The 26,474-nt window shown below is 43.4% G+C and carries 29 protein-coding genes and 1 riboswitch; of the genes, 12 read left to right on the top strand and 17 right to left on the bottom strand.

Annotated features, from left to right (window positions below; genetic code table 11):
* Positions 1-52 precede the first annotated feature (52 nt).
* Complete coding sequence (gene nifA, locus EV690_RS03085) at positions 53-1,633, bottom strand: nif-specific transcriptional activator NifA (protein WP_131911479.1); 1,581 nt, start codon at positions 1,631-1,633, stop codon at positions 53-55.
* Entirely contained in the window at positions 1,608-3,194 is a 1,587-nt protein-coding gene (gene nifL / locus EV690_RS03090; RefSeq protein ID WP_131911480.1) for a nitrogen fixation negative regulator NifL, read from the bottom strand. Before nifL ends, nifA begins: the two co-directional genes overlap by 26 nt.
* 272 nt (positions 3,195-3,466) lie before the next feature.
* On the opposite strand from nifL, the gene rsxA reads away from it, so the two are divergent.
* From rsxA to EV690_RS03130, 8 genes are read left to right on the top strand one after another with little or no spacing between them, the layout of a single operon-like run.
* A complete protein-coding gene (gene rsxA, locus EV690_RS03095) occupies positions 3,467-4,045 on the top strand; it encodes an electron transport complex subunit RsxA (protein ID WP_131911481.1) in 579 nt (192 codons plus the stop codon).
* Between the two features lie 11 nt (positions 4,046-4,056).
* Complete coding sequence (locus tag EV690_RS03100; protein ID WP_131911482.1) at positions 4,057-4,599, top strand: RnfABCDGE type electron transport complex subunit B; 543 nt, start codon at positions 4,057-4,059, stop codon at positions 4,597-4,599.
* The gene (rsxC, locus tag EV690_RS03105) at positions 4,592-6,040 is read left to right on the top strand and encodes an electron transport complex subunit RsxC (protein ID WP_131911483.1); all 1,449 of its coding nucleotides are present in this window, start codon (positions 4,592-4,594) and stop codon (positions 6,038-6,040) included. The genes EV690_RS03100 and rsxC overlap by 8 nt, the downstream gene beginning before the upstream one ends.
* Positions 6,037-6,999, top strand: a complete 963-nt coding sequence (locus EV690_RS03110; protein ID WP_131911484.1) for an RnfABCDGE type electron transport complex subunit D — start codon at positions 6,037-6,039, stop codon at positions 6,997-6,999. The genes rsxC and EV690_RS03110 overlap by 4 nt, the downstream gene beginning before the upstream one ends.
* Entirely contained in the window at positions 6,996-7,628 is a 633-nt protein-coding gene (gene rsxG / locus EV690_RS03115) for an electron transport complex subunit RsxG (protein WP_131911485.1), read from the top strand. Before EV690_RS03110 ends, rsxG begins: the two co-directional genes overlap by 4 nt.
* A complete protein-coding gene (locus EV690_RS03120; protein ID WP_131911486.1) occupies positions 7,618-8,304 on the top strand; it encodes an electron transport complex subunit E in 687 nt (228 codons plus the stop codon). The genes rsxG and EV690_RS03120 overlap by 11 nt, the downstream gene beginning before the upstream one ends.
* Positions 8,301-8,573, top strand: a complete 273-nt coding sequence (locus EV690_RS03125; RefSeq protein WP_131911487.1) for an RnfH family protein — start codon at positions 8,301-8,303, stop codon at positions 8,571-8,573. The genes EV690_RS03120 and EV690_RS03125 overlap by 4 nt, the downstream gene beginning before the upstream one ends.
* Before the next feature lie 53 nt (positions 8,574-8,626).
* A complete protein-coding gene (locus EV690_RS03130) occupies positions 8,627-9,172 on the top strand; it encodes a flavodoxin (protein ID WP_131911488.1) in 546 nt (181 codons plus the stop codon).
* Positions 9,173-9,528: 356 nt separating this feature from the next.
* Here EV690_RS03130 and EV690_RS03135 read toward each other — a convergent pair whose 3' ends face one another.
* The 4 genes from EV690_RS03135 to EV690_RS03150 all read right to left on the bottom strand — a co-directional run bounded on the left by EV690_RS03135 (position 9,529) and on the right by EV690_RS03150 (position 13,226).
* Positions 9,529-9,810 carry a YfcZ/YiiS family protein gene (locus tag EV690_RS03135; protein ID WP_131911489.1) on the bottom strand — a complete coding sequence of 94 codons (282 nt, stop codon included), beginning with the start codon at positions 9,808-9,810 and terminating at the stop codon, positions 9,529-9,531.
* Positions 9,811-9,938: 128 nt separating this feature from the next.
* Positions 9,939-10,904, bottom strand: coding sequence for a patatin-like phospholipase RssA (gene rssA, locus EV690_RS03140; protein ID WP_131911490.1), 966 nt, complete (start codon positions 10,902-10,904; stop codon positions 9,939-9,941).
* 89 nt (positions 10,905-10,993) lie between these two features.
* On the bottom strand, positions 10,994-11,590 hold the full coding sequence (locus EV690_RS03145; RefSeq protein WP_131911491.1) for a thymidine kinase: 597 nt from the start codon (positions 11,588-11,590) through the stop codon (positions 10,994-10,996).
* A gap of 43 nt (positions 11,591-11,633) precedes the next feature.
* A complete protein-coding gene (locus EV690_RS03150; RefSeq protein ID WP_131911492.1) occupies positions 11,634-13,226 on the bottom strand; it encodes a Na+/H+ antiporter NhaC family protein in 1,593 nt (530 codons plus the stop codon).
* Between the two features lie 51 nt (positions 13,227-13,277).
* Positions 13,278-13,455: riboswitch (Lysine riboswitch) on the bottom strand.
* A 203-nt stretch (positions 13,456-13,658) separates the two neighbouring features.
* On the opposite strand from EV690_RS03150, the gene EV690_RS03155 reads away from it, so the two are divergent.
* Positions 13,659-14,066, top strand: a complete 408-nt coding sequence (locus EV690_RS03155; protein ID WP_131911493.1) for an H-NS family histone-like protein — start codon at positions 13,659-13,661, stop codon at positions 14,064-14,066.
* Positions 14,067-14,383: 317 nt separating this feature from the next.
* On the opposite strand, the gene queE is transcribed toward EV690_RS03155, so the two are convergent.
* The gene (gene queE, locus EV690_RS03160) at positions 14,384-15,052 is read right to left on the bottom strand and encodes a 7-carboxy-7-deazaguanine synthase QueE (RefSeq protein WP_165872642.1); all 669 of its coding nucleotides are present in this window, start codon (positions 15,050-15,052) and stop codon (positions 14,384-14,386) included.
* Positions 15,053-15,122: 70 nt separating this feature from the next.
* Between queE and queC the strand changes: the two genes are divergently transcribed.
* Together queC and rrtA are read left to right on the top strand one after the other, a co-directional pair.
* Positions 15,123-15,782, top strand: coding sequence for a 7-cyano-7-deazaguanine synthase QueC (gene queC / locus EV690_RS03165; protein WP_131911494.1), 660 nt, complete (start codon positions 15,123-15,125; stop codon positions 15,780-15,782).
* The gene (gene rrtA, locus EV690_RS03170) at positions 15,772-16,362 is read left to right on the top strand and encodes a rhombosortase (RefSeq protein ID WP_165872643.1); all 591 of its coding nucleotides are present in this window, start codon (positions 15,772-15,774) and stop codon (positions 16,360-16,362) included. The genes queC and rrtA overlap by 11 nt, the downstream gene beginning before the upstream one ends.
* A 10-nt stretch (positions 16,363-16,372) precedes the next feature.
* Here the strand turns inward: rrtA and pyrF are convergent, their stop codons facing one another.
* From pyrF to cmk, 6 genes are all read right to left on the bottom strand, one after another.
* Entirely contained in the window at positions 16,373-17,071 is a 699-nt protein-coding gene (gene pyrF, locus EV690_RS03175; RefSeq protein ID WP_224055054.1) for an orotidine-5'-phosphate decarboxylase, read from the bottom strand.
* On the bottom strand, positions 17,071-18,237 hold the full coding sequence (lapB, locus tag EV690_RS03180) for a lipopolysaccharide assembly protein LapB (RefSeq protein ID WP_131911496.1): 1,167 nt from the start codon (positions 18,235-18,237) through the stop codon (positions 17,071-17,073). Before lapB ends, pyrF begins: the two co-directional genes overlap by 1 nt.
* 6 nt (positions 18,238-18,243) lie before the next feature.
* A complete protein-coding gene (locus EV690_RS03185; protein ID WP_165872644.1) occupies positions 18,244-18,531 on the bottom strand; it encodes a LapA family protein in 288 nt (95 codons plus the stop codon).
* 64 nt (positions 18,532-18,595) lie between these two features.
* Positions 18,596-18,889 carry an integration host factor subunit beta gene (gene ihfB / locus EV690_RS03190; RefSeq protein ID WP_131911498.1) on the bottom strand — a complete coding sequence of 98 codons (294 nt, stop codon included), beginning with the start codon at positions 18,887-18,889 and terminating at the stop codon, positions 18,596-18,598.
* 86 nt (positions 18,890-18,975) lie between these two features.
* Positions 18,976-20,649, bottom strand: a complete 1,674-nt coding sequence (gene rpsA / locus EV690_RS03195; protein ID WP_131911499.1) for a 30S ribosomal protein S1 — start codon at positions 20,647-20,649, stop codon at positions 18,976-18,978.
* 104 nt (positions 20,650-20,753) lie between these two features.
* On the bottom strand, positions 20,754-21,437 hold the full coding sequence (gene cmk, locus EV690_RS03200) for a (d)CMP kinase (protein WP_131911500.1): 684 nt from the start codon (positions 21,435-21,437) through the stop codon (positions 20,754-20,756).
* Positions 21,438-21,583: 146 nt separating this feature from the next.
* On the opposite strand from cmk, the gene EV690_RS03205 reads away from it, so the two are divergent.
* Entirely contained in the window at positions 21,584-22,882 is a 1,299-nt protein-coding gene (locus EV690_RS03205; RefSeq protein WP_131911501.1) for an anti-phage deoxyguanosine triphosphatase, read from the top strand.
* Positions 22,883-22,943: 61 nt separating this feature from the next.
* Here the strand turns inward: EV690_RS03205 and EV690_RS03210 are convergent, their stop codons facing one another.
* The 4 genes from EV690_RS03210 to oppD form a co-directional block, all read right to left on the bottom strand.
* On the bottom strand, positions 22,944-23,381 hold the full coding sequence (locus EV690_RS03210) for a GAF domain-containing protein (protein ID WP_165872645.1): 438 nt from the start codon (positions 23,379-23,381) through the stop codon (positions 22,944-22,946).
* Positions 23,382-23,602: 221 nt separating this feature from the next.
* The gene (locus tag EV690_RS03215; protein WP_131911503.1) at positions 23,603-24,223 is read right to left on the bottom strand and encodes a SanA/YdcF family protein; all 621 of its coding nucleotides are present in this window, start codon (positions 24,221-24,223) and stop codon (positions 23,603-23,605) included.
* A gap of 290 nt (positions 24,224-24,513) precedes the next feature.
* Positions 24,514-25,500 carry a murein tripeptide/oligopeptide ABC transporter ATP binding protein OppF gene (oppF, locus tag EV690_RS03220; RefSeq protein ID WP_131911504.1) on the bottom strand — a complete coding sequence of 329 codons (987 nt, stop codon included), beginning with the start codon at positions 25,498-25,500 and terminating at the stop codon, positions 24,514-24,516.
* The gene (gene oppD, locus EV690_RS03225; protein WP_131911505.1) at positions 25,497-26,471 is read right to left on the bottom strand and encodes an ABC transporter ATP-binding protein; all 975 of its coding nucleotides are present in this window, start codon (positions 26,469-26,471) and stop codon (positions 25,497-25,499) included. Before oppD ends, oppF begins: the two co-directional genes overlap by 4 nt.
* Positions 26,472-26,474: the final 3 nt, after the last annotated feature.

Here is a 26,474-nt window from a genome sequence, read left to right on the forward strand (position 1 = left end):
CTTGCTTTGTAGATAACTTTTGTCGCGCATCATCCCAACATTGTCGCAGATCTTACAGATGCCTCATTTTTATATCCATAACCTGAATACGATAAGCTATCTGGCGCGGTGTCATGCCCAGAATACGCGCGGCTTTAGCTTGAACCCAACCACTAGCTTCAAGTGCTGCGATAACTCGCTGACGTTCATCTAAATTTTCATCTTGCGGCGAAACCGCACTGCTGTAATGCGAAATAGGATTGGTTGCAACGCTTGCACTTGATTGTGGCTTTGGTTGCATCGGCGATTTTTCTAAAATGATCATATCGCGATCAATCAAACCCGATTCACTTAATACCGCCGCTCGCTCTAAACAGTTCTCTAATTCTCGCACATTTCCCGACCAAGTATGTGCCATCAGCAGCCTTATGGCCCCTTCGCTGATATGCAATTTACGGTGCTGTTTCTTACTCAATTTATCCAATAAAAATTCGGCTAATGAATCAATATCTTCAATTCGCTCGCGAAGCGGTGGCAGTTCAATGGGCATCACATTGAGTCGATAATACAAATCTTCTCGGAACTCTCCGTCGCGCACTTTTTTCTCAAGATCTTTGTTAGTCGCCGTCACCACTCGAACATCCACTTTAAGAGTTTCATTGCCACCCACTCGCTCAAACTCCCCCTCTTGTAAAACACGCAACAACTTGGCTTGAAATAACGGACTGATCTCACCGATTTCATCTAAAAAAATGGTTCCCCCATCGGCCTGTTCAAAACGACCTTTTCTCTGACGCATCGCCCCAGTAAAGGCTCCTTTTTCATGACCGAACAGTTCACTTTCTAATAAGTTTTCCGGTAATGCCGCACAGTTTAAGCGCACAAAGCTCTGATTAGAGCGCGGTGAATTATAGTGAATCGCATTGGCAATCAGCTCTTTACCTGTGCCGCTTTCACCACGAATTAGCACCGTCGTATCCCATTTAGCCACTTGTCGAACTGTCGAAAAGACCTGCCGCATAGCGGGGGTTTTGCCCACCATATTGGCAAAACCATACTGAGAACGAATTTTACGGCGCAGTTGATCACGCTCTTCAATTAACCCTTCGTGTTGCGATTTAGCCTGACCAACTAAGCGCACGGTTTGCCCAACCAAATTCGCCACAACTTCTAAAAATCGCGTTCTAGCCGACAGTTCTTCGGGTCGATTCGCCATCGGCTGCGCAGCCAATACACCAAATGGTTTGGCATCAGGGCCCAAAATTGGCACACAAATAAACGGCAACTGATAGTCATAGACATTAAGTCGGTCTAAAAAGCGCGGTTCATTCTCGAGTTTAACGACAACCGCTGCCTCGCCTTGGCGCATCACCTGCCCCAATATTCCTTCGCCTAAACGGTAGCGAATTTGCGAGACATCTTTACTCACTTCAGCAGACACACCATACAGTTTCTCCAACATCAACGCCTGTTGATCAGGGTTATAAAGAGCAACCATTCCAAGCTGCATAGATACTTGTTCTTGTAGGCATGCTAGCATTTGAGAAAGAGCCTCTTCTAAGTTAAGCGTTCTACTCATAACCAGACTTAAACGCTGTAACGCAATTAATTGCTGACGTGAAGAAAATTCATGTCCTATCGAGTTCACGGTCATCAAAAGCCTCCCTTTCTTTTTTAACAGGTAACGTCAAAATAACTCGACTTCCCCCGTTGTTGACTGGAACAACATCCATCGTTCCACCGTTTTCCAAAATCACATCCCTTGCCAGACACAACCCTAAACCAAATTCATTGCGCAACAACTCCCGGTTATAAAATGGCTGCATAATGCGGTGACAAGCCTCTTTGGAAAGTAGCGGCCCATTATCATCAATACGCACACTGACCTGGCCTTCATCAGTGCTAAACGCAATATTCACTATAGGTTGATGGTTTTCTTGATCGTGGCCACCTTTGACGGCGGCAACTAAGGCATGCTCGACCACTAGATCCAATGCACTTAGAATCCGAACTCTGGGTGCAAATAATGGGGTATCAATCCGTCCACCAATTTGTACCATGACCCCCAAACGGCGGGCGCGGCTATTGGCAAGCAGCGTTAAGTCTTCAATCAATGAATTCATGTCAAAACAAACTGGCATTTCGGGCTTGAGGCGCGGCATACTGCCTTGAATAGTGGTTAACGCTTGCTCAGCACTTCTTAGAATTTCATTCAAGGCTTTGGAAGGGTCACTCGATCTGTCACTAAAAGGATGATTTAATCGCACCATCGCATAAAGCAAATTAATCGGTTGGCTTAACTGATAAGCAGCGGTCTGCAGTGTCTCGCGAATAGCGGCTAACATTTTGCTATCAGATAACTGCCCTTGTAGCTGTTCTAAGTGATTTTGCACCAAAAGCTGATGATCGGCAGTACAATCCTGAGCAATTAACACATACAAGCGCTTCGTATCATGGCTAAAATAATGGCTGGCTTGTTCATTGACATGCGCTAATGGCTGGCAACTGAGGGATAACCATTTCTTTTCGCCACGCACCCAATATTCAATTGTGACTGGCTCGTGCGAAGCCTGTAAGTCGCTAAGCGGCATCTGCAACTGTTGTTGCATCTGCTGAGCAATAAAACTCAGTGGTTCGCTCCCACTTAAGTCAGTGCGCATGGTTTTATAGGCTAAATTATCTAAAATAACTTTTTCATTTTCATCAAACACAACCGTTAAACTATCGGTGGCATTGAGGACTGACTCAAAATCTGCTTTTTGATTACTCAGCTCCTGAGTAAGCTGATAAGACTGGCTAATATCTCTTTGAATTCCAATAAAATGACTGATTGCATCTTCGGAATCAAAAACAGGAGCAATCGTAATTTCAGCTAAATAATCAGTTCCACCGCGAGTACGATTGACTAGCTTTCCGCTCCATACTTTACCAGAGGTGATTTGCTTCCACAGTGTTTGATAGCACTCTTTGGGCGTTTGATGAGAGGACAACATGCGCTGATTTTGTCCCTTTAGCTCTTTTAAGGAATAACCAGTTAGCTGAGAAAAACGCTGATTGGCATAACAGATATTCGCGTTTAAATCAGTAATAGAAATCGCAATTGGGGCCTGCTCTACCACTTGCAAAAATAATCCTTCTGGCACACTGCTAAGCAGTTCTCCAAATTGCTTAGCCCAATCTATCGAACGATAGGTTGGTTGCATCACATCTGCCATAAAGACCTCCTTGAATGACACTGTACGAAACCTGACAATTTGTTAGAGCTAGCCGGAAACGCTCATCGGCCATAGCGAATTAATGCATAAACCGCGCCCTTACTAAAACCACACTATATATAGGTGTTTGGTCGTTTCTACCTGATTTATCGATTAAAAGTTGCTCTATATTGATTCAATTTTAACCAAAATTGCACTTTTACTGTGCACTTTATCATTGGCATAAGTTTCGCAATATGGAATTCATTCGGGGTCACTAAATGAGATGAATCATGCAAACCTTGCTGCTGTTATTTGTTGCAAATGTATTGGTGAATAACGTTATTTTTGCACGCTTTCTAGGACTCTGCCCATTTATGGGAGTCAGTCGCGATATCAACTCTGCTTTTAGTATGGGGCTAGCCACGACCTTCGTTTTAACCATGAGCTCAATCGCAACTTGGTTATTAGAATATGGCGTTCTTGAGCCTCTCGGACTGGGATATCTTCGTCTGCTGAGCCTAATTATGGTCATTGCCGTGATGGTTCAGTTGACTGAGCTATATATTGCCAAACAAAGTCCAGCACTACACCGTGTGTTGGGGATCTTCTTACCGCTTATCACCACAAACTGCGCAGTTTTAGGGGTTGCATTGTTAATTGTCCAGGAACAACTGACACTCATTCAAACAGTGATGTATGGCTTTGCCAGCGCGGTTGGTTTTACGTTAGTGATTGTCATGTTTGCCGGTCTGCGCGTGCGCTTATCGTTAAGTGAAGTCCCGAAAATTTTTGCTGGAAATCCAATTGCATTTATCACCGCAGGCACACTGGCAATGGCATTTACCGGGTTTGCAGGAATGGCCAAATAAGGAGAGTTGCGATGCTAAATTTACTTGCATTTCCACTATTGGCTGCAATTGTTGGCTACCTTCTCGGGATTGCAGCGATTCGTTGGTATGTTGCGAAAAACCCACTTGAAGCCGAAATCACCGACTTACTGCCCAATGGACAGTGTGGTCAATGCGGTTTTCCGGGCTGTTCAGAAGCTGCCAAAGCAATGGTTGCCAATGAACTACCAGCAAACGGTTGCCCTCTTTGCTCCTCAATGGTTAATCACCAAATTGCCGAAAAGTTAGGGGTCACACTGAGCACTGATGGTGATAAATCGGTAGAGATGGTCGCAGGGATTGACACTGAAAAATGCGATGGCTGTGGACGTTGCCTAAAACAGTGCCCATTTGATGCCATTATTGGCGCACCTAAACAGTTACATGGCATCGTGTCTGAGGCATGCACGGGGTGTGAACAATGTATCGCTATATGTCCTCATGATGGCATTGCATTGTATCAAGATCCTCATCTTATCAACCCACTGCCCAAACCTTCCCTTCATTCGCTGCAATTGGAAGAAAATCATGTTTAATTTTGCGAAAAATATTGCTGGTGGAATTCACCCGGTAGATGATGGGAAATCACTCACTCGCAATCAGCCTATCGAGCGTTTGAATGAGCTTCCACCAAGATTGTATCTACAACTGAAACAGCACCCAGGAGCCAAAGCATTGGCGATTGTTCGCGAAGGTGATGCAGTTTCCGCAGGACAATTAATAGCATCAGCAAATGGTCGATTTAGTGCCCCTGTCCATGCGCCTTTAAATGGTCGCGTGGTCGGTGTAGATGAACAACAAATTGAAATTAAACCGGATAGAGTTCAAATCCCACCGCCGCCACAGCCGATTAAAGAAACACCGCCCCATGAGCCAGCACTGATGCTTGAGCTAATAAAAAACGCCGGAATCGTTGGCATGGGGGGAGCGATGTTTCCTTTGTACGATAAGCTCGAATTATGTGACAAATACGACATCGACTCACTGCTGATTAATGGCAGTGAATGTGAACCTTACATGACCTGTGATGACCGAGTGATGCGCGAGCAATCGGCTCAGATCGTCGGGGGAATTCGTCTGCTAATGCAGATAACCAAAGCTAAACAAGCCATCATTGGCATTGAAAAAAATAAACCCGAAGCAATTGATGCGATGACATCGGCAACCAGTGAAGATGAGAATATTCATGTTCATCCGCTTCCGGCCTTGTATCCATTAGGTTCATCGAAACAGCTCATTCGAGCTCTGACGGGGATCCAACTAGCTGAAGGACGTCGTTCAGCCAGCTATGGCGTTCTTGTCCATAATGTTGCTAGTTGCATTGCTGTTTTTGAAGCGATTCGCATTGGCCGTCCTATGACCCACCGAGTCGTCACCATCAGTGGCCGAGCAGTCACTCAGCCACGAAATATTCTCGCCCCCATTGGAACCCCTATTTCCCATTTGATCAGCCAATGTGGAGGATTAGTTCAGACGCCAACACAACAAATTATGGGGGGTCCGATGATGGGCAGAATGATTACCAGTGTCCATCAGCCAATTGTCAAAGGCACTTGTGGAATATTAATGCTGGATGAAACTGAAAGTAATATTTCAGTTCCCTCAAGTTGCTTGCGTTGCGGTCGCTGCGCGCAAGTTTGTCCAATGCAATTACAACCCCTTCATTTACTTCCTTTAGTCCAGCATGAGCAATTCGACGAAGCTAAAACGCATGGCCTTTCACAATGCTTATCTTGTGGGGCTTGTGCTTATGTCTGTCCGGCATCGCTGCCGCTAACAGCCAGTTTCAACTGGGGCAAATTTGAACTTAAAAAACAGCGTTACATGACTACGAAATCTGAAACAACACGTCAGCGCGCAGCCGACCATCAGCAGCGTCTAGCAGCTGAAGCTGAAGCGAAAAAGGCAGCCAAGGCGGCTAAAGCAGCGAAACGTAAATCTCGGCGAAATAGTCCTGCGCAGGAGGAAACCATATGATCTTGCAAGCCCCATTTACTCACCTTGGGGTGCGAATTGAGCAAATGATGCGTTATGTGTTGTATGCGCTCGCTCCAGCTTGGTTATTTTCAATTTACCTGTTTGGCCCACCCGCATTAATGCTCTCAGCAGGATGCGTTATTGCAGCAGTGGTCACAGAATGGCTCTGCCATAAAATCAATTCGAACTGCCAAGGTAGCTTAGGCGATGGCTCGGCTATCGTAACCGCAATTATTCTAGCAATGAGTCTACCACCCCATGCGCCCGTTTGGATGGGGGCTCTAGGCAGTGCTCTGGGCATTGCTTTTGGCAAACAATGCTATGGCGGGTTAGGACAGAATTTATTTAACCCGGCAATGTTCGCTCGTGTTGTTCTGCTCATCGCTTTTCCAGTCGAAATGACCCATTGGCCTGAACCATCGTTACATAGCTGGCATATGATGGGCGCTGATGCGATCACTGCAGCCACACCACTTGCCCACGAAACCGGCTATCACATTGTTAAACTGACTAAGTTACTGCTTGGGGATACCGCCGGAAGTATGGGGGAAACATCCATTGTGGCATTGGTGATTGGCGGGGCTTATCTGTTCTATAAGCGAGTGATCGAATATCCACTGGTCATATCCAGCCTATTGGGCTGTATGATCCCCGCAACGTTGATGTACCTATTTGCGCCTACGCACACCCTCCCACCATTGCAGCAACTTACATCGGGCGCACTTGTTTTTGCCGCAATTTTTATCGTAACAGACCCGGTAACAGCACCTTCATCACGCTTGGGACAATGGATTTATGGCGGAACATTCGGATTACTAGTCTGGCTAATTCGCCAATTTGCCAATTACCCTGAAGGTGTTGCGTTCGCAATCTTGTTATGTAACGGCATAAATCCGCTGATTGAGCATTACACCCGCCCAGTTATCTATGGACACAACACCCCGCGGAGAAAATTATGACCGATACAACGACCATTAAACCGGCCCACACTCAGGCTCTCACTCTGGCCATCTTTGCATTGATCGTAGCACTGTTAGTCATGCTCTCTAATCGTTGGATTGGCCCACTCATTAAGATTCAGGAACACAACGACCAGTTAAACAAGATTCAACAGGTTCTGCCTCAATCACTTTATGACAATGACCCAAGCAAACATGAAATCAAGTTAACGTTGGCCGATGGTCAAACAGTGGATTATTTCCTAGCAACCAAAAATGGCACACCTTCGGCATTTATCTTTAACAGTATCGCCCAAGGATACTCTGGTCCCATTAAGTTGATGATAGGGATTAAACCAAATGGTGTGTTAACTGGTGTGCGAGTTTTAGCACACAACGAAACGCCTGGGCTTGGCGACAAAATTGAAGCAGATAAAAGCAATTGGATTTTACAATTTGCAGGATTATCACTTAAAAAACCGCCCGAATCACAATGGTTAGTCACCAAAGATGGTGGGCATTTCTCAGCGTTTACTGGAGCAACGATCACACCTCGTGGCGTTGTGAAAGGGATTCGACAGACATTAGAAATGTTCCGTCATAACAGCACTGTATTTATTCACCATAAGGAGGTAGCTGATGGCAATTAAAGAATATCTAGGCCAAGTGTACGAAGGATTATGGCCTAATAACGTCGTATTAAAACAGGCATTAGCTCTTTGCCCGACGCTTGCGGTAACAAGCTCAGCCACCAATGGGTTAGGCATGGGGCTGGCAACGCTCGTGGTTATCATGCTCTCTAACTTATGTATCTCTATGATTCGAGGGTTAGTGACCCCGCAAGTAAGGATCCCCGTCTTTACCATTATTATCGCAGCTTTGGTGACATTAGTTGACCAAGCGATGAATGCTTGGGTTCATGATCTGCATAAAATTCTGGGTCTGTTCATTCCATTGATTGTTACCAACTGTGCCATTTTCGGTCGTGCTGAAAGTTACGCGTCGAAAAACTCACCCGTTCCATCATTAGTCGATGGTTTTGCCACGGGAATTGGTTTCACCTTCGCGCTAGTGCTCCTTGGTGGAGCCCGCGAAATTATCGGTCAAGGCACGCTATTTAGTCATGCAAATTTACTCTTAGGGGCACATTTCACTTGGATGGAAATCACCGTTCTGCCTCACTACAAAGGGTTTTTGCCAGCGATTTTACCAAGTGGCGGTTTCTTCTTCCTAGGGCTGCTGATTGTTGGTCACCGATTGGTTGATAAGCTAGTGGCAAAGCGCAAACAAGCGGTTAGTCGAACCTCAATGGAGTCGGCATCATGAAGATTTCAGTCGCGCATGCAGCCGGTAATAAAGGCAAATGGGTTGCGCTAGAGGTTACTGACCCAATCAATGTGCAAGAAGCCATTGTCCGTTCAAATGTTTTAAATGACTTTCCAGAGCTAAATTTTGAGCAATGCAAAGTAGGAATTTTCGGCAAAATTTGTTCGCTGGACACACCAGTGACAGATGGTGCTCGAGTAGAAATATATCGTCCTATCGAACGCGTAGTAAGCGACGATGAAGATGACGACGACGATGATGAAGATTAATTCTAAATAACAAAACTGTTTCAAATTTACAGAATGTGAAGGAGTAATACATTATGACCCAAGTAGGCATTTTCTTCGGAACTGACACCGGCAATACACGAAAAGTAGCTAAATGGATCCACAAAGCGCTCAATGACGAACAAGTTGCTAAACCTATCAATATCAACCGCGTCTCTTTAGACGATTTAATGGGTTATGATGTACTCATTCTGGGGACGCCAACTTTAGGTGATGGCGAATTACCAGGATTAGATGCTCAAGCTGAAACTGAAAGCTGGCAAGAATTTGTTGATCAACATATGGATGACGCCGATTTTAGCGGCAAAAAAATCGCAATGTTTGGTCTAGGCGATCAGATGGGGTATGCAGATGAATTTGTCGATGCGCTTGGTGAGCTCTATGACATTTTCGCTGATGCTGGCGCGACCATGATCGGCAGTTGGCCATCAGCTGGTTATGAATTTACCAGTTCAGGGGCGCTCGATGATGAGAGCAAAGAGTTTGTCGGATTGGTCATCGATCAAGATAATCAAGCTGACTTAACGCCAGAACGTATTAATCAATGGGTTGAACAGATTAAACCCGAACTAGGTCTTTAATAGGTTTTCATAAAAGCTACTAGGGACTGTTGATCTTTAGTGGCTGAATTTCGTTCAAATTAAACGCATTTTGAACGCGCTTCAACCTGCGCCGCTTAATCAGTTAAGCAAGCAGGGTGCAACAAAGTTCAGGATGCGTATAAATGAACCTCAAGGGCAGTAGCTGAGAGGAATTTATCCAGCGTTAAACGTTGTTTGATTAAAGGCCCAAGTATGACTCAAACAACATTTTGCTAAAACATTCTCTATTTACCACGGTCTTTAGATACAAAAACCCCAATAGTTGGATCCAACTATTGGGGTTCAATTCAAATGACCTCGGCTTTTTATAAGCCAACTCATTGACTCAAATTGAATCAACGCAGCGACATTTGAAAAATTAAGTTTTCAGCCTGACAACTAAACACAACCTGTCCATTAAGATGGAACTGATCGCCCTTAGCTGTAATTTCAACATCAATTTGGGCGGGTTCGTTTTCAGCTTTACGAACTTTAGTGGTTAATAGCGCTAGAGCTTGTTCAGCTTCATCCCGACTATCAAAAGTCTTATCAATAGGCGTACTGCATTCGGAACCATCGATAACACTGCCGATCTCAACACAGCTACAAGCTAAACATTCATCTGCTTGAGATTTCATAAAACCACCTCTCTTATTTACAAAAATCAAACTGATTCTAACTATACGCTCTGCTGGATTAAATGCAGCAAAACAATCCAGATAGCACTATTACATATTGATCTAAATCAACAACTATCAAACAGAAATTACCCTCTGGTACAAAAAACCTCTAGCACTTCGGCTTGTTTACGTACCGCCTGACGCCCCGCTTCAATAGCCTCTTGAGCACGAAAGAATTCCATTAATCCAATATCTGCAACTTTGGGCGTAATTAAAACTTCTGGCGGATCCCCGGCCATACGCGAACGCTTTAATTTGTCTTCAAGAATATCAAGCGCACCCGACATAACTGCCATCATATTTGGTTTAGTCAGATCTTTTGGCTTTTTATGACGACCAATTCTATCGACGACCGAATGAAAATACCCCTGACCAACGCCCATCGCTCGAGCAAATAAAGATTCCTGACGCGCAAGCTCTTCCGTAGGAACCCGACGATCTTCTAATAGGATAGGTGTATTGGCCATAGCATTTTGACTAATGCGGTTCGCTTGCAGATCGACGGCAATCACATGGCTGGCACCCATCGCTCGACACAATGACACCGGTACAGGGTTTGAAATAGCGCCATCAATCAACCAACGTCCATGCCAACGAATCGGAGAAAATAAGCCAGGCATTGCACAAGAAGCACGAACGGCGCGACGCATGTTACCGCGCTTTAACCATACTTCTTTGCCTGTATACAATTCGGTTGCAACAGCGGCAAAAGGCAATCGAGAGGATTCAATTCGACGCGAGCCTAACAAGGCCTCTGTCACGGCAAACACTTTTTTCCCTAGAAGTAATCCCCCGTGGTGAATCCCTAGATCAAGCAATTTCACCACTTGCCAATTTGTTAATGTCTGCACCCATTGTCCGAGTTCATCCAAACGATCATTCGCAAAAGCGGCTCCCACATATGCACCAATAGAGCATCCAGCAATGTAGTGAGGTTGAATCCCTAACTTAACCAATTCATCAAGAACACCAATATGAGCCCATCCTTTGGCAGCACCACTACCTAAAGCGATCCCTAAACGCGGGGAAGCAGACGAACATTGCCAATTCATCAAATATACTCTTTTAAAACGCTGGTGATTTTGACAACAAGATTATCAGAAAATAGATGAAGTGAAATAGCTCTACCGAACTATAACTATTATTTTATTGGCATATCACGGGGCGGAACGGCTTGTCCTTGCATAAAGTGCTTACGGCATAAAGAAATATAGCGTTCATTTCCCCCTATCTCGACTTGCTGCCCATCTCGCAAAATATTTCCACATTCATCAACACGGGCATTAAAATGTGCTTTATTACCACACCAGCATATCGTCTTGAGTTCTTCAAATTTATCCGCCAGACACAATAGATAATATGCACCTTCAAACAGCTCACACTTAAAATCTGTTTTAAGGCCATAGGCAATTACCGGAATTTTCAGCTCATCCACAATATGGGCAAGCTGATACACCTGGGCTTTTGTTAAAAACTGCGCTTCATCAACAATAATAACATCAAGTTTTTCATGCCAATGACACACTAAGTCATATAAATCTTCTTCTGCATTAAAAGAGTAGGCAGCTAAAGACAGGCCTATACGTGCCGAAATGATTCCTTTCCCAGCTCGATCATCAATCGCAGGAATCATTGCCAAAGGCGTCATACCGCGCTCTAAATAATTAAAATGAGCCTGAATCAACTGTGTCGATTTCCCCGAATTCATTGCGGCATATTTATAATGAAGAGACGCCATGACAATCCTTTAATTTAGAATGAGATAAGCCAACTAGTTTAATCTATTGATCATACTGTGCCAAAGTCGAGACGCTCTGGTGGTTGGAGCGCAGATTAAACCATACCAGACCTGCGGCTAACAAGACCAACCCACAAAGTAGCGCGATAAATACATTAGAAGTCCACCCTACAATCACGTATCCAATCGCCGCTATCGCCGCAGTAAAAAATGCATATGGAAATTGAGTCGTCACATGATCAATATGATGACACCCCGCCCCGGTCGAAGAAAGGATGGTGGTATCCGATATGGGTGAGCAATGATCGCCAAATACAGAGCCTGCCAAAACTGCAGCTAAAACAGGCAACATCAGCTCAGGATACGCAGCCCCTGCAATGTCACCAGCAATCGGTAACATCACACCAAACGTTCCCCAACTCGTTCCTGTCGCAAATGCCATAACTCCAGCAATAATAAATAAAATCACCGGAAGCCAAGCCCCAGCAATATGCACTGACTTAACAATATTAGATAAATAAATTCCTGTATTGACTTGATGAATCACTTGCGAAATCGTCCAGGCAAAAAACAAAACTAAAATAGCGCCAGCCATCGAATAAGCACCTTTTACGACAGTTCGACTGACAATACTAAATCGTGCTTTAAGATATAAACTAAAAAGAATTGAAGTGAGTAGACCGCCTAAGCCACCCATAACTAATGAGCTTGGCACATCCGTCTGTTTTAAAATATTCAAAAATGATACGGGGGTATCCACAGCAAGTCCCTGATATCCGGTCACGATAAAAGCAGCAAATGTCGCAAGAGCCAATATAATTAATGGCAGAATTAACCCCAAAGGTGACCCATCAATAACGGCATCGAACCCACTGGATGTTCCGGCAGGTTCTCCCTTAGCTAAATCATATAACTGACCTTGGTCAGCATTTTGTTCATGCTTTGCCATACTGCCAATATTTATATTGAAGTAGGCCACAGCAAATGCACAAGTAAGAGCAAATATTGCATAAAAATTTAATGGGATAATATTAAGGAAGGCATTTAATGGCGTGATATTATCGACCCCATGATGCTGCAAAATGTCACCAATTTGCGCAATTATATAAGCTCCCCAGCTCGATATTGGCATGATCACACACATAGGAGCAGCTGTTGAATCTAATAAGTAAGCTAATTTAGCTCGTGAAACATGAGCTCGGTCCGTTAATGGGCGAGCAATACTCCCTACCGCCAAACTGTGAAAATAATCATCAATAAAAATGATAAAACATAATAAAGCAGTGAATAACGACGCACCTTTTTGTGTTTTTATTCGTTTCCGAGCCCAAGTCGCAAAGGCATGAGTCGACCCATTTATTTGCATTAAGCCGGTCATTGCACCTAATAACAATAAAAACACTAATATATTGACATTACTACTTTTTAAGTGTCCATCGCTCCAGACTAACCCACTTACAATCCCTACTATATACTGGCCACTGTTAATGACATTTCCCTGAGTTAATAACACGGCGCCTAAAATAATTCCACAGGCAAGAGATAGTAGAACCCGGCGCGTCAATATTGCCATCAATAAGGCAACTGCTGGGGGAAGCAAAGAGTATATAGAATCTGAATAAGAAGTTAACACCATGATCTCTCTATAAATTTAAAAGGAGATCTACTTAAAGAATAAACAAATATATCTTTTAGTAGCTCTCCATAGTCCATTGTACTATGACAGTCACATGCTTATTCAGCTATATGACCAGCTAAGGATGGTTGATCTCATCTCTTAACTTCGGCAACAACACCTTTCAAACTCCGTCTTCGGAATCACCCTCAAGAGCCCTACTTATTGCAGTTGCACCTCTACATGTAAGATTAGGCTGCCATCCTAACGCCTAAATTTAGAAATTCAAGTCTTTTAGTTATAGAATAACTTTTCTATTAATTACTATTAATAAATACAAATAAAACATTAAATTTTTATAAGATAATTTGACAAAAAAGATTTAATGAATAAAAATTATCAGGATTTTAATTATTAGCGCCAAATGTAACTAATCAACAGTGGGAACCAACTATGAGTGATTTCCTGAAAACATTCTTAAACGCACGCAGCTTAAAAGCTGCCACTAAAGAATTGTCTTTGGAACAAATGGAAGAAACCTTGGGTAAATTGGAAGCAATTGTTCAAGAACGTCGTGATATTGAACAAACTCGTCAAGCTCAAGAGCAAGCTAAACTTGAAAAACTCAAACAATATAAAGAAATGATGGAACAGGATGGAATTGATCCTTCAGAATTAGTAGAAGTTTTCGAATCGAAAGCTGCTACTCCTGGTCGTCGTAAACGCGCGCCTCTGCCTCCTAAATATCGTTATATTGAAGATGGCGTGGAAAAAACTTGGACAGGTCAAGGACGGACACCAGCAGTTATCCAACACGCAATCGATAATGAAGGTAAATCTAAAGACGATTTTCTAATCTAGTCATTTAGATCCCAAAAAGTCGGCTTTTTGCCGACTTTTTTATTTTATTAACCAATCTAATAACCCAAGAATCAAAAAATTAACATCTTTTACAACTCAAATCTCGAGTCTTATTGATGTTTATCAATTCCCTTACCTTTTATGCTCCTACTCAATATCTGATTGACGCATAAGGTCAGTTATAAAAACCATTTTGTTAATAAAAACAGTTTGCATTGCTTACTCATTCATATTTATTAATGCTTCTAGCTTAGCTATTTTCTAAATAAATAATTCCGAGTCTTTCGCTAAACCACTATCTACGATGTAATAGAAACTTACAACACCCCTATATACTTGTGTAATTGAACCGAAAGACGCCAATTTCGGTCAATACAAGTTTGAATACATAAATCAGTCGCACGTTTTTGCTGACTGATCGGTTGCAAAGCGATTTGAGCTTCTGTGGGACAATGAACGAGCAATGCATCAAGTGCATCTATATCGCTTTGACGCCCGACCGGATGCTTCACTTCATTAGCTCTTTGCATAGCACTGGCTAGAACATCCCGCTTACCACGCATATTAATCTTAGGTGAAACAGTGACAAATGAACGTTCATCAATTTGGATGTCATAGGTACCACTCGTCTCAAGCTGGCACATATAACCTTGATCATGAAGTTTTGCCGTCAAAGGTTTTAAATCATACCAACATGGTTCGCCACCCGTGATAACAATATGCTTTGCTTGATAGGATTGGATCAATACTAAAAGCTCATCAGCACTTGCCTGAGCCCATCGTTGCCGATCACCACTAGGTTGATTAATCTCTGCCAATGAACGTTCATCATCGAGCGCTACAGTCCATGTATGCTTTGTGTCACACCATGGGCATCCAACATCACATCCTTGCATGCGGATAAATACAGCTGGCGTTCCACTGTAAAAACCCTCCCCTTGAATGGTCTCAAAAACCTCATTGACACGATAAATTACATCAGACATTTGTCACCTAGACTTATTTGAGCGAAAATCCGTTGTTTATAGACAATAGCAAATAGAAGCGCAACCCCACATGAAAGAAAAAGTTGTCATTATCTACTCAGGAGGCATGGACTCCTACACTGTTTTAAATAAAGCATTACAAGAAGGGTATGATGCCTATCCATTAACTTTTGATTACGGTCAACGCCATAAAAAAGAAATTGACGTTGCCCGTCGCGTAACCCAAAAATTAGGACTTAAACATAAAGTAATTGATATTACAGCAATCAACCAATTATTGCAGGGCTCGTCTCTTACCTCCGATATCGATATTCCCGAAGGTCATTATGCTGAAGAGAGTATGAAATCGACGGTCGTCCCTAATCGTAATATGATCTTGCTCTCACTAGCGATCGGTTATGCCGTTTCCATTGGGGCACACAAAGTATACTACGGTGCTCATTCAGGCGACCATGCCATCTATCCGGATTGTCGACCTGAATTTGTTAATAAAATGAATGCGGTCAGTCAGATTGCCAACTATGACCCCGTTGAAATTGTCAGCCCTTATTTACACCAAAGCAAAATTGAAATTCTAAAAGATGGTTTAACAATGGGGCTGGATTATAGCCAAACCTGGACCTGCTACAACGGCCGAGAGAAAGCATGTGGGCGCTGTGGTGCATGTCAAGAGCGCCTCGAAGCATTCGCTAAAAATGGTCAGGTTGATCCGCTGGAGTATGAAGATTAAGAGATTATCCAATTCTCAGAGTGTGTGGATCAGTGCTGTGGTGGCAATCGCGGCACTGATTACACAACCATGGGTTAACGTCTTAAGCTGGAATAAACTAGCCATTGAGCATGGCCAGTGGTGGCGTTTGGCAACCGGAGTGTTAGTCCATGCCAACTGGCTACACTGTGCAATTAACTTGATTGCGTTGGCCGTGATTACTCTTTTATATGCGAAACTGTTTAGTCCCTGGCAGTGGCTAACTTTAATCATTGCCTTGATCACTATCAGTAACACAGCATTGCTGTATTTTAGCCATCTTAGTGATTATGTAGGGCTTTCCGGGTTATTACATGGATTATTTGTTTATGCTTTATTAAAGCAATTCCCTAGGCACAAAATAGAGTCGTCGTTATTGCTTGTTGCAACGGCAATTAAACTCACTTTAGAATATTTTCACCCAGCGGGTCTAGGGGATCAAAAGCTCCTGGGAATGCCCGTTGCAACCGCTGTTCACCGAACATTTGTAATTGTGGCTATAGGGTTATTTATACTGATCAAACTGGCCTACGCTATCAAGGCCAGCTTCCACCGGCCTTGAGTCATAAGGGCTAATTTAATGACGTATTAATTGCATTAAGAACCTGAACAGGGTTTTCACTCTGTGTGATGGGACGACCAACAACCAAGTAACTCGAACCTTCGGCGAGCGCCTTCTCTGGGGTCATAATTCGCCGCTGGTCATCGCTAGCACTATCATTGAGGCGAATTCCCGGCGTCACCAATAAAAATTCATCTGGGCAGTACTGCCGAAGTAAATGAGACTCTTGAGCTGAACAAACCACCCCATCTAAACCACAATCAACCGAAAGTGTCGCTAAGCGTTTGACCTGTTCAGCAACATCGCTTGTATAGCCAACCTCCTGAAGATCTTGAGACTCCATACTGGTTAAGACTGTCACAGCTATCAACTTGGGAGGTTTCTCGTATGCTTTAAGGGCCTCTTTTGCAGCCGTCATCATACGCCGCCCACCACTGGCATGAACATTTACCATCCAAACCCCCAAATCAGCTGCTGATTGAACTGCTTTAGCCACTGTATTAGGAATATCGTGAAATTTAAGATCCAAAAAAATATCAAATCCCAGTGACTGCAAATATTCAACCAGTTCTGGTCCAAAACGAGTGAACATCTCTTTCCCTATTTTTAGCCGGCATGCTTTAGGGTCAAGCTGATGAACAAAATCAAGACACTGCTCTTTTTTGTCAAAATCTAGTGCGATGATCACTTTAGGGTCTTTTATCACTATTACTCTCCATCTAAACCACGAACAGGTTTTACGGTGCCCCAACTTTTACATGAAGGGCAGTGCCAATACATTGCGTGGCTCGAAAAGCCGCATTTCTGGCAACGATAACGGGGCCTAATTAACATTTGCCGAGCCACTAAATCTCTGAGCGCCTGAAGACTCTGTCGAGCCTGCCCGGGCTCGGCTTGCTGCACGTGGTAATCAATTAATTTATGAAAACCTCGCATTGTAGGCCGACGCTTCAGTTCATCTAAAACCATGCGTTGAGCGCTACCAATATTTTCGTGTTCAATCAACGTCGCTAACTTAAGCGTCACCGAGGCCCCAGCCCCTAGGCGCATCGCTCTTTCTAAATATTCACGAAAGCCACGCTCGTCCACTAATCCTTCGTATATTTGTTCAACTAACGGAACATAATCGCTAAGTAAATCGACATCAATCTCTGGCAAATCGTCGATCCAGCGAGAAGCTTCTTTATAACGTTGCTGCTCAACTAAAAACTGAGCCAGGTGCAGTCTTGCCCGCACACAACGCGAATCATGTTGGAGTGCTTTTCTTAAATAACCTTGGACACGCTTGAAATTACCAGAAGTTTCTTCTTCTAAAGCGAGTTCACAGTAGAAATGGGAAATTTGAGTTTGGATATTACTTATCCATTGAGGAGAGATCTGCTCGCCAATGCCAATGGCTTTGCGCCATTCTCGAGTCTGCTGATACAAAAAAAGTAAATTTTTGAGCGCATTTTCACTGTGCTCTGGTTCGTTGGTTAATTCAAGCAGTATGCTCTCAGCTCGATCAAATAAACCAGCGACTTGATAATCTTTCGATAATTGTAACAAAGCTAATTGCCGCTGCTCTACATCTAAATTGGGACGGGCAATTAAATTTTGGTGAATACGAATGGCACGGTCGACCTCACCCCGCTGACGGAACAAATTTCCCAATGCCAAATGAGTTTCAATCGTATCAGAATCAACCTGCAAGAGGTCGATAAACAAATCAACTGCTTTATCTGATTGATCAGATAGCAGCAAATTTAAGCCAGTAACATATTGTCGGGATAACTGGTTAGACTTACGCTTGCGCTGCTGCCTAACACTACGTTGCCCCATATACCAACCATAAGCAACTGCAACAGGCAACAGTAAGAACAACAATCCAAACACGGAATATTAGTCTCCGCTCTGAATAGATTTCGCTTGTTCTAATTCACGCTGCTGTTTACGATGTTTACGCCGTAAAGACAAAAGTTGCAGGCGAGTTTTTGTATAGAAAAAGCCTAATCCAAGGCAAGCAATAACAAATCCAATAATAAACATGATCGCCATTAGCCAAGATACTCGCAAATCAGAGCTTGCAACCAAATAGTGAACAGAAACTAATTGGTCATTCTGTGCCCCAATTGCTAAAGCTAAAACAAAAAAGACGATCACTACCACCAGAATAACTAATGCCTTCAATGACGCTCTCCCAAGAATAAACCCGGTTCACCTTCATCGCTGGGCAAAGTGGAAACCGGTTAAATTATCGCGGTGTCGTATTAAGATTTACACGCTCACGCAACTCTTTGCCAGGCTTAAAATGTGGAACATATTTGCCTGTAAGCTCAACCTTCTCTCCAGTTTTGGGATTACGGCCAACACGCGGAGCTCGATAATGTAAAGAAAAACTGCCAAAACCTCGAATTTCTATACGATCCCCATCTTGCAATGAACTTGCCATCTGCTCGAGAATCTCTTTAATAGCTAACTCAATATCTTTAGCAGAAAGATTCATATATTTTGTTGCTAGCCGTTCTATCAGGTCAGATTTGGTCATATGCACCCCGAAAGCAATGATTAAAGAACTACTCTCAGTTTAGAATGGAATCAGGGGAGATCCAAGATCCCCCTGAATTTTCACGTTTATTCGCCTTTTGCGGCTGCTTTAAACGCTTCGGCCATAGCATTACCAATCTGCGCATCATCCTGCGCATTCAGGCTAGCCATTGCTTCTTTTTCATCAGCTTCGTCTTTCGCACGGATAGACAGGCTAATGGTACGGTTTTTACGGTCTACACCAACAAATTTAGCGTTAACGCTGTCACCGACAGATAAAACAGTTGAAGCATCTTCAACACGTTCGCGAGAAAGATCTGCAACTCGAATGTAGCCTTCAACACTATCAGCTAATTCAACTGTAGCACCTTTAGCATCAACTGCGCTAACTGTACCTTCAACAATAACACCTTTTTTCAAATTATCCAGATAGTTATTGAATGGGTCAGCAGCTAACTGTTTAACACCGAGGCTAATCCGTTCACGTTCTGCATCAACTTGCAGGACAACAGCTTCGATTTCGTCGCCTTTTTTGTATTCACGAACGGCTTCTTCACCTGGAGTGTTCCAACTGATATCTGACAAGTGAACCAAGCCATCGATACCGCCTTCTAAACCAATGAAGATACCGAAATCAGTGATTGATTTAATCTTACCACTAACACGGTCGCCTTTAGCGTGATTCTCAGCAAATGAATCCCAAGGATTAGCTTTACACTGTTTCAAGCCCAAAGAGATACGACGACGTTCTTCATCGATATCCAGAACCATGACTTCAACCACATCACCAACGTTAACAACTTTAGATGGGTGGATGTTTTTGTTAGTCCAATCCATTTCTGAAACGTGAACTAAGCCTTCGACACCGTCTTCGATTTCAACGAAGCAACCATAATCAGTCAGGTTAGTGACGCGACCTTCCAGACGAGTACCTTCAGGATAACGGCTAGCAATTGCTACCCATGGATCTTCACCCAGTTGTTTCAGACCCAGCGATACACGAGTCCGTTCACGGTCAAATTTCAGAACTTTAACATTGATTTCATCACCAACGTTAACGATTTCACTTGGGTGTTTAACCCGTTTCCAAGCCATATCAGTAATATGCAACAAGCCATCTACGCCGCCCAAATCAACAAATGCGCCGTAATCAGTAAGGTTCTTAACGATACCTTTGACTTCTTGGCCTTCTTGCAGATTTTCCAGTAGCTGTTCACGTTCTGCACTGTGTTCTTTTTCAATTACAGCACGACGAGATACAACGACGTTGTTACGTTTCTGATCCAGCTTGATAACTTTGAATTCTAGCTCTTTGCCTTCCAGGTGAGATGTGTCACGTACAGGACGAACATCAACCAAGGAACCAGGCAAGAATGCTCGGATATTGTTTACTTCAACAGTAAAGCCACCTTTCACTTTGCCGTTGATAACGCCAGTAACAGTCGCTTGCTCTTCGTATGCAGCTTCCAACTGTACCCAAGCTTCATGGCGTTTAGCTTTCTCGCGAGACAGAATCGTCTCACCGAAACCATCTTCCACCGCGTCCAGAGCTACATCAACTTCCTGACCAACTTCAACTTCCAGTTCGCCGGCGCTGTTTTTGAATTGCTCTGCAGGGATTGCAGACTCGGATTTCAGGCCTGCATCAACCAGAACCATACCGTTCTGAATGGCAACCACAGTACCTTTAACAATCGAACCAGAACGAAATTCCAGATCGTGAAGAGATTCTTCAAAGAGTTGAGCAAAAGATTCAGTCATGTTTAATTTTACATATATAAAAACGACCATCTAGCTATCCCGCTAAATGGGGTTATTTCAACAACTTGCAAAATCCATTTTGCAAGTTTCCAATTCCCGAAAAATTATCGGGTTAGTTTTGAGTCGATAAAAGCAAAAGCTTGTGTAACGACATCCTCAATACTAAGGTTAGAAGAATCGATCACTAATGCATCTGCTGCTGGCACTAACGGAGCAACAGCTCGATTGCGATCACGATCATCTCTTATCTTAATATCATTTAAAAGGCTTTCAACGTTAACATTAATGCCATTCGCTTGCAACTGGTTATAGCGACGTTTTGCTCGCACGGTTGGGCTAGCATCCAGAAAGATCTTTACTCTGGCCTCAGGGAACACAATCGTTCCCATATCTCGTCCATCAGCAACTAACCCTGGGGGCTGGCGGAATGCTCGTTGCCGACGTAATAAGGCTTCACGAACCCGTGGAAATGCAGCAATTTTAGATGCCGTTTCACCTGTTTTTTCCAAGCGTAACTCATCAGAAACATTTTCCCCTTCAAGGATGACCCGCACCAGCGAATCGGTACGCTCAAAACGAACATCCAGGTGAGCCGCTACTAGACAAAGCGAGTCTTCATCATCAATGTTGACTTTGTGATGCAAAGCAGCCAATGCCAAAACTCGATAAATTGCACCACTATCAAGTAAGTGATACCCAAGCTTGCTGGCAATTCTCGCACATAACGTTCCTTTCCCTACGCCACTTGGCCCATCAACAGTAATTACGACAGGCAGTTGCTCAGCCATGGAACCTCCATCAATTAATCAAGCATTTGAGCCTATTATACGGATTTCCCTCTTCGAAGGCAGTGTCTAAAGCAATTGATTTTGCTTGACGCATCACCACCAGCACTTCTAAATTAGGATAATGAGCGATTTTAATTGGCCAATTCATGGTAGTAGATGATAAAACTGTTGCTTGGCAACATCGATTTAACGAAAGTCTGCCACCTCGTGAGCATGACCCTCGAAGCCCTTGGCAAAGAGACCGAGGACGAATTTTACATTCAGCCGCTTTTCGTCGATTACAAAATAAGACACAAGTTTTAAGTATCGGTTATAACGATTTTTATCGAACCCGCCTGACTCATTCATTGGAAGTGGCCCAGATTGGTACCGGAATCATCAGTCAGTTGGCGCAGATGCCTGATTCAGCAGTGCCGTTAGCCGATCCGGCATTAATTGAAGGTATCTGCTTAGCTCATGATATTGGGCATCCCCCATTTGGCCATGGCGGCGAAATTGCTCTTAATTACATGATGCGCAATCACGGTGGTTTCGAAGGAAATGCACAAACTTTCCGGATCCTAACCAAGCTTGAACCATATACTAAAGAGCATGGGATGAATTTGACTCGGCGGACATTGCTCGGAGTGTGTAAATATCCGGTATCTATTGATGTACTGACTCGAAAAAATCCTCCAAGTGCAGTTGCCAACTTTCGCCAACTTAAAGCCTCTGACTGGCTTCCGGCTAAAGGGCTCTATCAAGATGATAATGCCCAATACGACTGGCTGATCACTCCCCTTGAACCAACCGACCTTGCTTACCTGCAGATGGTCCGTGGTGATGGCATAACAACACATCGGAAAACGTGCCATAAATCATTCGACTGCTCCATTATGGAACTAGCTGACGATATTGCTTATGGGGTTCATGATCTAGAAGACGCAATTGTTATGAATCTATTGAACCGCGAGCTTTGGCAAGAACATGTCGTTGATAATATAAAATCTATAGGGCCATGTTGGCTCAGCGAACATATTGATGAAATGACCGCACAACTGTTCAGTGGCCACCATTATGCACAGAAAAATGCAATAGGAGCCTTAGTTAATGCATTCATCACTGCAATCGATATCGCTTATGATGAAGCGGTTAAGGAACCTCTGCTGGCTTACCAAGCTAAATTACGAGAACCATACTGCAGTGGTTTGAATTATTTAAAACAGTTTGTCCTGCATTATGTCATTCGCACACCAGATATCGAGCAAATCCGTTATCGCGGACAACAAACAGTAATGGAGCTTTTTGAAGCCTTTAGCAGCGATCCCTTGCGGCTACTCCCTTTAAATACCCAAGAACGGTGGTTAAAAGCTCAGCAGGATAATCCTTACCGAGTAATTGCAGATTATATTGCCGGAATGACCGACGATTATGCACTTAAACTACATCAACGTTTATTTGGATAAAAAAGCCCGGCCAAAATGACCGGGCAAGCTAGGGACATCTCGCATTACGCAAGATCTAACATCATAAATCAGCCTGATCGGGAGATAAGTTATAGTGAACGTAATCTCCGGCCATCATTTCCACCAAGAACAGATCATGAGCTGAAAATCCTTCACTTTTACGCTCAGTGGAACTAAAACTCAATGTTCCAAACACCGCATCGCGTACGATGAGAGGGAAGCCAATATAAGCCTGGATAGATGTTGCAATTTCTATATTGCCCAGGCGAAATTGTTCCCGAAAGCCAGCTGGCGCATTGTAAGTGACACAGTTGCGTTCAACCATGACCTGATTACAAAATGTATTCGAACGGTCATAACTATCGCCAGAGACGACTAAATCACAACGGTCAGCATGATGCACAACGGTCAGATGACGCCCACAACAAACGGTCACGATACCGCTTTGCATACCCAACGCCTGACACCCATCGTTTAGCCAATTATTCCAGTCCATCATATCCATCTACCTCATCGCAGGTTCTGAGCTTATAGATACAAAGGTCATGCCAAATTTCATTAAATTTTCATAAATAGTTATAACTTACTTATTTATCGATAATTTTTAATAATTAATTTATCTAAAACGTGTTTTAACAGAAAGATGTTAAATATTTACATGTTGCAATTTGCAATTACAAAGCCGGGATAAATTTGCAAATTGCTATAGTTTTAAGTGAGTTAATTAAACATGGCACGCCATGGCCGGAGAATGTATAGCTCAACGACTGCCCATGTTCGAGCCAGTACTTCTCTTAGACGTGTACGCCAGTAATAGTCAAATGGCGCATCTGCAGCAATTAATCCAACGCAATCAAGTTTAAAATAGCGCGCAATAAACAATGCTCTTGCCAAATGAAACCGCTGGGAAATAATAATAAGATGGGTTTGACCAAACACCATTTTGGCATGCTCTATCGAATCAAGCGTTCGAAAACCAGCATTATCGATTTCGATGATATTGCCGGGAACACCTCGTTTGACGAGATCATTATACATCGTCCGGGGTTCATTGTAGTAACGAGATGCCCGGTCACCACTCACTAGGATATGTTTAATTTTCCCTTGCCGGTACAAAGCAACCGCCTTTAGAACTCGGTTCATATAAAACGGATTTAATCGTTTACCGACATACTTCGAGGTTCCCAAGACCAAAGCCGTGGGTTCCGCCGGTACATTTTTAACGCTCTTATACACAAATGCCTGAGTTGACCAGCGCATATATTGATCAATACCGACCAAGATGACCATAACCATTAAAACAGTCACACCTAGCCATCTCAAAGGACGCTTTAGTTGCAATCGGCCTCCCCATGTCACCCAAAATAAAAAGCCCCAGCTATTTAGGGGCCGTGTTGACCATCACTGATGGTTTTCCAGCGATTAAGCGATCATTTAAACATGATAGATGCGCTATCACCTTAGATTCTGAACAATCGCCTACTAATCAGAAGGATGATGTGTACACACTCTAAAACTTTAATACTTCCGATGAGTTAACTCAACTATCGTCAGCATTTGGTTCTAGGTGACTAACATTAACCTGTTTCGGTCAACACGCCCTAAGACTTCAAGCTTATCGCGAAAAATATTTAGATACTCACACGCCAGCATGCAACCTGATGAGAAGTTCCCTTCAATTTTGGCTTTTCCTTAGCACATTCATCTGTAGCAATCGGGCAACGTGTTCTAAATACACATCCAGAAGGCGGATTGATCGGTGATGGTAACTCACCTTCAAGCAATTCAATTGATTTACCTCGCTCCAAATCAGGATCTGGAATAGGTACAGCTGTCATCAACGCCTTAGTATAAGGGTGTGTCGGATTATCAAACAACTCTGCTGACGTCCCAGTTTCCATCGCATTACCTAAGTACATCACTAAAACGCGATCAGAAATATGCTTCACGACTGACAGATCATGTGCAATAAAGATGAGACTTAATCCCATCTCTTGCTGAACTTCTTTGAGTAAGTTCACAACCTGCGCCTGAATTGAAACATCAAGGGCAGAAACGGGCTCATCGCAGATCACCATTTTCGGTTCGAGAATCAGCGCTCGAGCAATCCCAATACGCTGGCATTGGCCACCTGAAAACTCATGCGGATAACGGTTAATCAAGTTAGGAAGCAAACCAACTCGCATCATCATCGACTTCACTTTGTCTTTCACTTCACGTTTTGACAAATTTGGATGAAAGGTTTTAAGTGGCTCAGCAATAATTTCACCGATGGTCATTCGCGGATTCAGAGACGCCAGCGGATCCTGAAAAATCATCTGAATATCTTTACGGGTTTGGTGAAGCGCTTTAGCACTAACTTTGGTCAAATCTTGCCCTAACCAAACGACTTTACCACCTCGAGCTCCCACTAGACCAATAATAGCCCTAGCAAAAGTTGACTTACCACAACCAGACTCACCGACGACACCGAGTGTTTCACCTTCAATCAAACGAACCGAAACCCCGTCAACAGCCTTTAGTGTACTAGGTTTCGCCCACGGCCAGCCCCGACTACTTTTGATGTCGAAATACACCTTCAAATCTTCGACATCTAATAAAACTTTCTTATCGCTCATTTGCAACTCTCCTCATGCCAATCCCAGAAACACGCTCGTTGCCGACCATGATCAAACTCAAGTAGCTCTGGAGTTTCGCGAGAGCATTGGGGCATGACTCGTTCGCAACGTTCCTGAAAAGGGCACCCTTTAGGTAAGCGCAATAAATTAGGCGGATTACCCGGGATAGTTGGCAAAATATCCCCCTGTGAATCAAGCCGAGGAATAGCTTTTAATAAACCAGCGCTATATGGATGTGAAGGAGAATAAAATACTTCCTTAGAAGTCCCGTATTCCATCGTCCGGCCAGCATACATCACCAGCACTTTGTCACAGATACCGGCAACCACACCTAAGTCATGAGTAATCATGATAATTGCTGTGTTGAAATCATCTTTTAGCTCATTCAACAATTGCATGATCTGTGCTTGCACTGTCACATCCAATGCGGTAGTCGGTTCATCAGCAATCAATAGCTGCGGACGACACAATAGCGCCATTGCAATCATGACGCGCTGACGCATCCCCCCGGAAAATTCGTGCGGATACATATTCATGCGCTTACGTGACTCAGGCATTTTTACCGCATCTAGCATTTTGACTGATTCAGCATATGCCGTGCGTTTATCCATACCTTTGTGCAATTTTAATACCTCAATGAGTTGCTCCCCTACTTTCATATAAGGATTTAAACTTGTCATTGGGTCTTGGAAGATCATTGCAATCTTTTCAGCACGGATCTTATTTAGTTTCTTTTCTGGGAGATTCAAAATCTCCCGTCCTTCGAAATTAGCGCTACCAGAGATGATCCCATTGGAAGCAAGTAATCCCATCAGCGCAAATGCGGTCTGGCTTTTACCGGAACCAGACTCACCTACAATTCCTAAGGTTTCACCAGCCTTGAGGCTAAAATTTAAATCATTCACTGCGGTAACCGTGCCATCCGGCGTTGAAAATTCAACTCGCAGATCTTTTACTTCTAATAAATTCATGGT

Source organism: Celerinatantimonas diazotrophica, from assembly GCF_004339545.1.
In the GTDB taxonomy this organism is placed as follows: domain Bacteria; phylum Pseudomonadota; class Gammaproteobacteria; order Enterobacterales; family Celerinatantimonadaceae; genus Celerinatantimonas; species Celerinatantimonas diazotrophica.

Excerpts from the sequence above, each read along its gene's own strand:
- EV690_RS03130 (WP_131911488.1), top strand. The coding sequence starts at position 8,627 with ATGACCCAAGTAGGCATTTTCTTCGGAACTGACACCGGCAATACACGA.
- queE (WP_165872642.1), bottom strand. The coding sequence starts at position 15,052 with ATGTCTGATGTAATTTATCGTGTCAATGAGGTTTTTGAGACCATTCAA.
- rsxG (WP_131911485.1), top strand. The coding sequence starts at position 6,996 with ATGACCGATACAACGACCATTAAACCGGCCCACACTCAGGCTCTCACT.
- nifL (WP_131911480.1), bottom strand. The coding sequence starts at position 3,194 with ATGGCAGATGTGATGCAACCAACCTATCGTTCGATAGATTGGGCTAAG.
- queC (WP_131911494.1), top strand. The coding sequence starts at position 15,123 with ATGAAAGAAAAAGTTGTCATTATCTACTCAGGAGGCATGGACTCCTAC.
- EV690_RS03100 (WP_131911482.1), top strand. The coding sequence starts at position 4,057 with ATGCTAAATTTACTTGCATTTCCACTATTGGCTGCAATTGTTGGCTAC.
- rrtA (WP_165872643.1), top strand. The coding sequence starts at position 15,772 with ATGAAGATTAAGAGATTATCCAATTCTCAGAGTGTGTGGATCAGTGCT.
- EV690_RS03205 (WP_131911501.1), top strand. The coding sequence starts at position 21,584 with ATGGTAGTAGATGATAAAACTGTTGCTTGGCAACATCGATTTAACGAA.
- EV690_RS03120 (WP_131911486.1), top strand. The coding sequence starts at position 7,618 with ATGGCAATTAAAGAATATCTAGGCCAAGTGTACGAAGGATTATGGCCT.
- ihfB (WP_131911498.1), bottom strand. The coding sequence starts at position 18,889 with ATGACCAAATCTGACCTGATAGAACGGCTAGCAACAAAATATATGAAT.
- EV690_RS03150 (WP_131911492.1), bottom strand. The coding sequence starts at position 13,226 with ATGGTGTTAACTTCTTATTCAGATTCTATATACTCTTTGCTTCCCCCA.
- oppD (WP_131911505.1), bottom strand. The coding sequence starts at position 26,471 with ATGAATTTATTAGAAGTAAAAGATCTGCGAGTTGAATTTTCAACGCCG.
- EV690_RS03135 (WP_131911489.1), bottom strand. The coding sequence starts at position 9,810 with ATGAAATCTCAAGCAGATGAATGTTTAGCTTGTAGCTGTGTTGAGATC.
- EV690_RS03210 (WP_165872645.1), bottom strand. The coding sequence starts at position 23,381 with ATGATGGACTGGAATAATTGGCTAAACGATGGGTGTCAGGCGTTGGGT.
- nifA (WP_131911479.1), bottom strand. The coding sequence starts at position 1,633 with ATGACCGTGAACTCGATAGGACATGAATTTTCTTCACGTCAGCAATTA.
- rpsA (WP_131911499.1), bottom strand. The coding sequence starts at position 20,649 with ATGACTGAATCTTTTGCTCAACTCTTTGAAGAATCTCTTCACGATCTG.
- EV690_RS03125 (WP_131911487.1), top strand. The coding sequence starts at position 8,301 with ATGAAGATTTCAGTCGCGCATGCAGCCGGTAATAAAGGCAAATGGGTT.
- rssA (WP_131911490.1), bottom strand. The coding sequence starts at position 10,904 with ATGAATTGGCAATGTTCGTCTGCTTCCCCGCGTTTAGGGATCGCTTTA.
- EV690_RS03110 (WP_131911484.1), top strand. The coding sequence starts at position 6,037 with ATGATCTTGCAAGCCCCATTTACTCACCTTGGGGTGCGAATTGAGCAA.
- cmk (WP_131911500.1), bottom strand. The coding sequence starts at position 21,437 with ATGGCTGAGCAACTGCCTGTCGTAATTACTGTTGATGGGCCAAGTGGC.
- rsxC (WP_131911483.1), top strand. The coding sequence starts at position 4,592 with ATGTTTAATTTTGCGAAAAATATTGCTGGTGGAATTCACCCGGTAGAT.
- rsxA (WP_131911481.1), top strand. The coding sequence starts at position 3,467 with ATGCAAACCTTGCTGCTGTTATTTGTTGCAAATGTATTGGTGAATAAC.
- EV690_RS03145 (WP_131911491.1), bottom strand. The coding sequence starts at position 11,590 with ATGGCGTCTCTTCATTATAAATATGCCGCAATGAATTCGGGGAAATCG.
- EV690_RS03155 (WP_131911493.1), top strand. The coding sequence starts at position 13,659 with ATGAGTGATTTCCTGAAAACATTCTTAAACGCACGCAGCTTAAAAGCT.
- oppF (WP_131911504.1), bottom strand. The coding sequence starts at position 25,500 with ATGAGCGATAAGAAAGTTTTATTAGATGTCGAAGATTTGAAGGTGTAT.